Raw genomic sequence first — 1,156 nt, forward strand, 5'->3', positions numbered from 1 at the left:
CCCCACCACACTGCCGACCGCGTCCGAGATCCGCGCCCGCGCCGACGAGATCCGGGCCGCGATGTCCCTGAAGCGAGAAGAAGGGGCGCCCGTATGACCGCTCCTACGGTCCGCCGCCACCGCCCCGGGGCACCATGGAGGGGAGGAGGCGACGCCATGACCCCCAGCACTGCTGAGCGTCCACAGATGTCCGGCGAGGACTTCGAGGAGCTTGCCCGAAAGGCCCCGCAGAACGTGGAGCTCGAACTCGTCCACGGGCGGCTGTACGTCAAAGGCGATCGCATCTCGGTCGAGGACTTCGAGGAGCTTGCCCGCAGGGCCCCCAAGGGTGTCCATCTTGAACTCATCGATGGAAAGCTAGAGGTCAAGCCGGTGCCCGACCAGCGCCACCGGGCCATCGTCGTGTGGCTCACCCGGCTGTTCATGCAGGAGCGCCCCGATCTGGCCCTGTACCCCGAGCAAGGACTCAGGGTGGGTGCGTACCGCAAGGGGCACGCCTGCGCGGACGGCGCGCTGGCACCGTTCGACCACTTCATCGCGCAGGAGGGGGACTGGGCCGATCCGGAGGGTGTCCTCATGGTTGTCGAGGTCACCTCCCACGACCGTGACACCGACCGCCGTGACCGGGTCGACAAGGTTCGTGGGTACGCGGAAGCAGGTATCCCTGTCTACCTGCTCGTCGACCGGGACATCGACGCGCTTACCGTGTACAGCGACCCCCGTAACGGGACGTATCAGCAAAGCCCGGCCTACCCGTACGGATCCGCGGTCGAACTCCCGGCACCCGTCGGCGTCATCCTGGACACCGAGAAGCTCAAGGACTACGCCGACTGACCCGCCCAAGGTAAGGACCCCCGTGTGTGTACAGTCGTGAGCGAGCCGGAAGAGCCACAGCGCTCGCGTGACGAAGCCGACATCGCCGAAGTGCAGGCTCGTATGGCGGCTCCGGCCGGACCTGCTTTGTCCCACGACGACTTCATGGCGCTGCTGGAGACCGAGGACCGAGACCGCCCCGAGATTCCCGGAGCCACCCCATGAACCACGCCCAGCTCACCGCCCTGGGACGCGCCCTGCGTCTCCTCGGCGAGCACGGGGACGCCCTCACCGGTGACACCCCGGACGCCAAGCTGCACGAGATGAAGGGTGACCTCAAGCG

At 67.5% G+C, this 1,156-nt stretch carries 2 protein-coding genes; both read left to right on the plus strand.

Annotated features, from left to right (window positions below):
* The first annotated feature begins 186 nt into the window (after positions 1-186).
* On the plus strand, positions 187-834 hold the full coding sequence (locus tag EHS43_RS44925) for a Uma2 family endonuclease (RefSeq protein WP_125196095.1): 648 nt from the start codon (positions 187-189) through the stop codon (positions 832-834).
* A gap of 36 nt (positions 835-870) precedes the next feature.
* Complete coding sequence (locus EHS43_RS46970; RefSeq protein WP_185806684.1) at positions 871-1,038, plus strand: hypothetical protein; 168 nt, start codon at positions 871-873, stop codon at positions 1,036-1,038.
* Positions 1,039-1,156 lie beyond the last annotated feature (118 nt).

It is taken from the genome of Streptomyces sp. RP5T, from assembly GCF_003933965.1.
Taxonomy (GTDB): Bacteria; Actinomycetota; Actinomycetes; order Streptomycetales; family Streptomycetaceae; genus Streptomyces.

Excerpts from the sequence above, each read along its gene's own strand:
- EHS43_RS44925 (WP_125196095.1), top strand. The coding sequence starts at position 187 with ATGTCCGGCGAGGACTTCGAGGAGCTTGCCCGAAAGGCCCCGCAGAAC.